Source organism: Thermoflexus sp. (assembly GCF_042408365.1).
Lineage (GTDB): Bacteria > Chloroflexota > Anaerolineae > Thermoflexales > Thermoflexaceae > Thermoflexus.
In genome coordinates this window covers 1-5119 of record NZ_JBHOQJ010000262.1, presented here as the reverse complement: position 1 = coordinate 5119, position 5119 = coordinate 1, and the positions used below count along the sequence as shown (strand labels likewise).

The 5119-nt window shown below is 67.0% G+C and carries 6 protein-coding genes, 1 pseudogene and 1 riboswitch; of the genes and pseudogenes, 3 read left to right on the top strand and 4 right to left on the bottom strand.

Features of this window, described 5'->3' with window-relative positions:
* Together ACFMO5_RS12025 and ACFMO5_RS12020 are read left to right on the top strand one after the other, a co-directional pair.
* Nucleotides 1–329, top strand: a pseudogene (locus ACFMO5_RS12025) (3-deoxy-7-phosphoheptulonate synthase); the annotation flags it as partial.
* 104 nt (nucleotides 330–433) lie between these two features.
* Nucleotides 434–1273: a prephenate dehydrogenase gene (locus tag ACFMO5_RS12020; protein ID WP_376792994.1), complete on the top strand. Its 840-nt coding sequence runs from the start codon at nucleotides 434–436 to the stop codon at nucleotides 1271–1273.
* Here the strand turns inward: ACFMO5_RS12020 and ACFMO5_RS12015 are convergent.
* The 4 genes from ACFMO5_RS12015 to thiO all read right to left on the bottom strand — a co-directional run bounded on the left by ACFMO5_RS12015 (nucleotide 1235) and on the right by thiO (nucleotide 4198).
* Nucleotides 1235–1900: a thiamine phosphate synthase gene (locus ACFMO5_RS12015; protein ID WP_376792993.1), complete on the bottom strand. Its 666-nt coding sequence runs from the start codon at nucleotides 1898–1900 to the stop codon at nucleotides 1235–1237. The genes ACFMO5_RS12020 and ACFMO5_RS12015 overlap by 39 nt on opposite strands.
* Nucleotides 1897–2667, bottom strand: a complete 771-nt coding sequence (locus tag ACFMO5_RS12010; RefSeq protein WP_376792992.1) for a thiazole synthase — start codon at nucleotides 2665–2667, stop codon at nucleotides 1897–1899. Before ACFMO5_RS12010 ends, ACFMO5_RS12015 begins: the two co-directional genes overlap by 4 nt.
* Before the next feature lie 33 nt (nucleotides 2668–2700).
* Nucleotides 2701–2910 carry a sulfur carrier protein ThiS gene (gene thiS / locus ACFMO5_RS12005; protein ID WP_376792991.1) on the bottom strand — a complete coding sequence of 70 codons (210 nt, stop codon included), beginning with the start codon at nucleotides 2908–2910 and terminating at the stop codon, nucleotides 2701–2703.
* Between the two features lie 166 nt (nucleotides 2911–3076).
* Nucleotides 3077–4198: a glycine oxidase ThiO gene (gene thiO / locus ACFMO5_RS12000; RefSeq protein WP_376792990.1), complete on the bottom strand. Its 1122-nt coding sequence runs from the start codon at nucleotides 4196–4198 to the stop codon at nucleotides 3077–3079.
* Between the two features lie 35 nt (nucleotides 4199–4233).
* Here thiO and ACFMO5_RS11995 point away from each other — a divergent pair, with 35 nt between their 5' ends.
* Nucleotides 4234–4362, top strand: a complete 129-nt coding sequence (locus tag ACFMO5_RS11995; protein WP_376792989.1) for a hypothetical protein — start codon at nucleotides 4234–4236, stop codon at nucleotides 4360–4362.
* A gap of 3 nt (nucleotides 4363–4365) precedes the next feature.
* A riboswitch (TPP riboswitch) is annotated at nucleotides 4366–4480 on the bottom strand.
* Between the last annotated feature and the right edge of the window lie 639 nt (nucleotides 4481–5119).

Below are 5119 nucleotides of genomic sequence, written 5' to 3'. Positions count from 1 at the left end.
TCCGATCTGTGTGCGAGCGGGGGATCCGCACCTTTGTGCTGATGACCCGGAACACGGTGGATATCAACGGGGTGCCTGTGGTCAAGCGGCTCAGTCACCTGCCGGTGGTGTTGGACCCCAGCCACGGCACAGGGGAGGCGGCCTATGTGATCCCCATCGCCCGAGCCGCCATCGCCGCTGGGGCGGACGGCCTGCTTACGGAGGTTCATATGCGCCCGGAGGAGGCCTGGTCGGACGGACGTCAGTCTCTCACCCCGGAGGCCTTCGCCCGCATGGTCCGCGAGGTGCGGGCGGTGGCCCAGGCCCTGCGCATGGTGCAGTGGGGGTAAGATAGGGCACCCATCAGGGGTGTTCCTATGGGATGGTGCAGATGCCGGTTGTAGGGGCAGGCCTTGTGCCTGCCCAGGCCTTCGAACCCATGGGGAGCTCTGCGATGGAAAGCTTTCAGTGGGGGATCATCGGCCTTGGGCTGATCGGCGGCTCGATCGCCCGCCGGCTGGCGCAGCAGGGTTTCCCGGTGCTGGGGGCGGATAGCGATCCAGCCACACGGGCGGAGGCATCGGCGTCGGGCGTCTTCGAAGCCCTGCTGGATCCTCCGGCGTTGGTCGCCGCGGCCGACGGGGTGATCCTGGCGACGCCCGTCGGGAGCATCGAGGTTTTGCTCCAAACGTTGCCCTGGCGGCCCGGCCAGCTGGTCCTCGATACCGGGAGCACCAAGCGGCGGATCGTGGCGGCCATGGGGCGGTTGCCGGAGGGGGTGAGCGCGGTGGGAGGGCATCCCATGGCGGGAAAGGAGCGCTCGGGCTTCCAGGCCGCAGACCCGGACCTGTTCTTGGGCAAGCCCTTCCTCCTGGTCCCCACCCCGCGGACAACGCCGGAGGCTGCAGCGCGGGCGGAGGCGCTGGTGGCGGCCTTGGGCGCCCGGCCGATCTGGATGGACGCGGAGGTCCACGATCGTCGGGTGGCCTGGGTGAGCCATCTGCCCTACGTGGTCGCGATGGCGCTGATGGCCGCTGCGGAGGCTGCGGAGGACCCTGCGCTCTGGGAGATCGCCGCTTCCGGATTCCGCGATGCCACCCGCGTGGCCGCCAGCGACCCACGGATGATGGGGGAGGTGGTACGGAGCAACGCCGATGAGATCTGTGCCGCCGTGGAGCTCCTCTGCCAGGTCCTCGCCCGCTGGCGGGACGATCTGCGGGCTTCCCCGCCCCTCCTGCCATCGGAATGGGAGCATCTAGCCGTCCGACGCCAGGCCCTCCGCTTCCCCACCTGAACACCCGCTTGACCCCCACGCGGACAGATAAGCCCGCACCATCCCCCCGGGGTTCTCCGCGGCCATCACCGAGCCCAGGACCGCGATCCCCGCCGCTCCGGCCTCCCGGCACGCCCGTGCGTTCTCCGGGGTGATCCCCCCCAGGGCGATGACCGGGATCGGGACAGCGCGGGCGACCTCCCGCAGCGTCCCCAGCCCCAGGGGCGGCCCGTAATCGGGTTTGCTGATCGGTGGGAAGATCGGGCTCAGGGTGATGTAATCCGCGCCGGCCTCCGCTGCCCGAAGGGCCTCTTCCAGATTGTGGGCCGAAACCCCCACCCAGCGCGCTGGACCGACGATGCGTCGGGCCTCCGCTACCGAGAACCCCTGGGGGAGGTGAACGCCATCGGCTTCGCAGGCCGCTGCCACCGAGGCCCGGGCATTGACCAGGACCGAGGCGCCGGCCGGTCGGGCCCGCTCGATGATGGCCTTCACCAGCTCCGCTAACTCGGTCTCAGGGAGATCCTTCTCCCGCACCATCACCCAGCGCGCGCCGGCGGCGAGGATCTCTTCGATCAGGGAAAGCAACGGACGGCGCGCGAGCTGACGATCGGTGATCACCAGCAGGGGCGGGTGAGGGAGCCTCATACCTCGATGCGATCCTCCATCGGGCTGGAAGGCACAGCATACAGGCGGCGGGGGATGCGCCCTGCCTCGTAGGCCAGCCGGCCGGCCTCCACGGCCAGGCGCATCGCCCGCGCCATCTTCACGGGGTCCCGCGCCTGGGCCACCGCGGTGTTCAACAGCACCCCATCGCATCCCAACTCCATCGCGATTGCCACATCCGAGGCGGTGCCGACCCCAGCGTCCACGATCACTGGCACCGTGCACATCTGGCGGATCAACCGGATGTTATAGGGGTTCAGAATCCCCATCCCCGACCCGATCGGCGCCCCCAGGGGCATCACCGCCGCGCAGCCGATGTCCTCGAGCTTCCGGCACAGGATGGGATCGTCGGTGCAGTAGGGGAGGACCACAAAGCCGTCTTTGACCAGTTGCCGTGCGGCCTCCAGCAGCTGCTCCGCGTCTGGGTAAAGGGTCTCCTCCTCGCCGATCACCTCCAGCTTGATCCAGTTTGTCCCCAAAGCCTCCCGGGCCAGATGGGCGGTAAGGATCGCATCCCGCGCAGTGAAACAGCCGGCGGTGTTGGGCAGGATGAAGTAGCGATCCTTCAGCAGATCGTAGAGGTTCTCCCCATCCGCCCCTGGTCGCACCCGCCGGATGGCTACGGTGACGATCTCTGTCCCGCTGGCCTCCAGCGCGTCCAGCATCACCTGAAGGTTAGGGTAACGGGCAGTGCCCAGGATCAGGCGGGAACGGAACGCTCGTCCGGCGATCACCAACGGTTCGCTCATGGGTTTCCCCCTTCCGAAAAATGGAACAATCGGCTACCCTCCAGCCACAGCGTGAACGATCTCCACGCGATCTCCGGGCTGGAGCTGGGTGTGACCCCACTCTGACCGGGGGATCACGGTGGCGTTCACCGCCACCGCGATGCCCGGGCGATCCGGGTCCAGGCCCAAGGCTGTCAGAAGCTCCCGGATCGTTTGCGGTTGATACGGGCGGGGTTGCCCGTTCACGATCAGGGTGGATTCCATCGCCCAGAACCTCCTGACATCGGATCTCAGGGATAAGAGGCCGCCGAAGGCGGTCCCTCCACCGAACATCCCCGAAACGCGGGTGGATAAAACGCTGTGCTTTGAGGATATGCAGGGGAGGGAGCGAATGGCCCCATCCCCAAGCCTCCCGAACGTAGAAGCACCACTACTTGTGACAGAACCGTTCGATCGTAAACGGCTTGGCGATCTCCGGTAGATCGCCATGAACGATCAGATGATGGATGGCGTAGGCGGTGATCGGTGCCAGCAGGATGCCGTTGCGGTAATGGCCGGTGGCCATAATCAGCCCTTCCACGGCGGTGGGCCCTAGGATCGGGGCATCATCTCGGCTCCCCGGCCGGAAGCCCACCCACATCTCAACGATGGGGAGCTCATCGACGCCGGGGAGCATCTCCCACGCCCCACGCAGCAGCCGGAAGATCCCCCCGGCGGTGAGGTTGGCGTCGAACCCTTTCTCCTCGACCGTCGCCCCGATCAGCAGCCGGCCATCCCGACGGGGAACCAGATAGGCGTCCGCCCCCCACACGACGTGTTGCAGCAAGGGGGCCTCCGGCGGCATTTGCACGGCCAGCATCTGGCCCTTCACCGGCCGGACCGGCGGGCGGGCGCTCTCGGGGAGCCCGGGGATCTGAGCGGACCAGGCCCCGGCGGCCAGGATGACGGTGCGGGCCTCGAGGAACCCGCGGGACAAGCGCACCCCCAGGACGCGGTTTTCATCGACCACGATCCCGGTCACCTCCGTGTGCTCCCGCAGGCGCCCGCCGGCCCTGCGGAAGGCCTCGATCAGCGCGCGGGCCACCTTCCGGTTATCCACCTGATGATCCTGCGGGCTGTAGATGGCCGCCACCACATGCCGGGAGAGGTGCGGCTCCATCCGTCGGGCCTCATAACCCGAGAGCCACTCGGTGGGCAGGTTCTGACTCCGCTGGAATTCATAGAGGAACCTCAATCGCTCCGCTTCATCTCGATCCAGGGCCACCACCAGCGTGCCTTCATCCCGATAGTCCACAGCGATGCCGGAGGCGGCCTCCAGCTCCCGGGCGAAGTCGGCCCACATATCACGGCTGGCGCGCAGCAGAGGCAGAAGCCCCTCCTCGCCGGGCTCCGCCTCCGCATAAGGGGCGAGCATCCCAGCGGCCGCCCACGTCGCCCCCAGCCCGGCGCCTCCTCGCTCCAGGACGGTCACCGGATATCCGGAGCGGGCCAGGAACCATCCGATGGAGAGCCCGCAGATCCCCCCGCCGATGATCACGACTTCGTCGGCCATCCTTACCATCCTTTCCTGAGCAGTTGGGGGGACCCATGCGATCGCGCAGTTTCCCCCTCGCTGCCGCTCAGAGGTCCATTAAGGGATTGGATCTTCTGGCTTTCCGCGCGGATCATGGGGCGGAGCAGGTGGGGATCGCGGGGATCGTGAACGGGTGGCGGTGAAAGAAGGTGGCGCGCCCGTCTTCCCTCCGCCGGCATGATACGGATCAGGTTCCAGGGGTCGACGGCGGATACGGCCGTCCTCTCAGCCCGGCTCGCCCGGACTCCCCCAACGGACCCACGCCTTACTTTAGTTTTAGACCCGAATGCGCATTCCTTCAATGTCTGATCTGAAGGGATATTCCCCGGCTTCGTAGGGAGAGGTCAGAGGTAGCGCCCGATGGCAAAAATTCAAAGGGGCTACGCGGTGAGGGGAAAGAAGGGTAGGACGCCGAAGACACCCCGCACCCCACGAAGAAAAATCATCATCCCCAAACGGGGTGACTCCCTGATTCCACCGCTGGGCATGGCTGTGTAATCGGTAGGGGTGTCCTTTATGGGCGCCCTATTGGGGCAGGCACAAGGCCTGCCCCTACCCGAAGCGTCCACGTCCCCTGGTAGGGCCATCCCTGCATGAGGCCTCGGAGGATCGGGCCGTCCGCATTCGCCAGGCTATCGAATCCTCCGCTCTTTCACCGTGAAGTGGACAAAGCACGAAGGCCATCCACGAATCGGGATGCGAACGCCTCGAGGAAGCTTATCCTCACTCTCCCAAGGCCTGCCGAAGGCCAGCGAGATCGGTGATGAGGGCGATGCGGAACAGGAAGGCTCGCACGGAGGGGCTCTGTTCCCACAGCCGGCGGACCCGCGGGCCGATGGGATCCTCGACGCCGGCAGCCCCTTCCTCCGCGGCGTAAGCGCCGTAGAAGGCGAAGTAGGC

Coding starts and splice junctions, on each gene's coding strand:
- ACFMO5_RS12020 (WP_376792994.1), top strand. CDS start 434: ATGGAAAGCTTTCAGTGGGGGATCATCGGCCTTGGGCTGATCGGCGGC.
- thiO (WP_376792990.1), bottom strand. CDS start 4,198: ATGGCCGACGAAGTCGTGATCATCGGCGGGGGGATCTGCGGGCTCTCC.
- thiS (WP_376792991.1), bottom strand. CDS start 2,910: ATGGAATCCACCCTGATCGTGAACGGGCAACCCCGCCCGTATCAACCG.
- ACFMO5_RS12015 (WP_376792993.1), bottom strand. CDS start 1,900: ATGAGGCTCCCTCACCCGCCCCTGCTGGTGATCACCGATCGTCAGCTC.
- ACFMO5_RS12010 (WP_376792992.1), bottom strand. CDS start 2,667: ATGAGCGAACCGTTGGTGATCGCCGGACGAGCGTTCCGTTCCCGCCTG.
- ACFMO5_RS11995 (WP_376792989.1), top strand. CDS start 4,234: ATGCGATCGCGCAGTTTCCCCCTCGCTGCCGCTCAGAGGTCCATTAAG.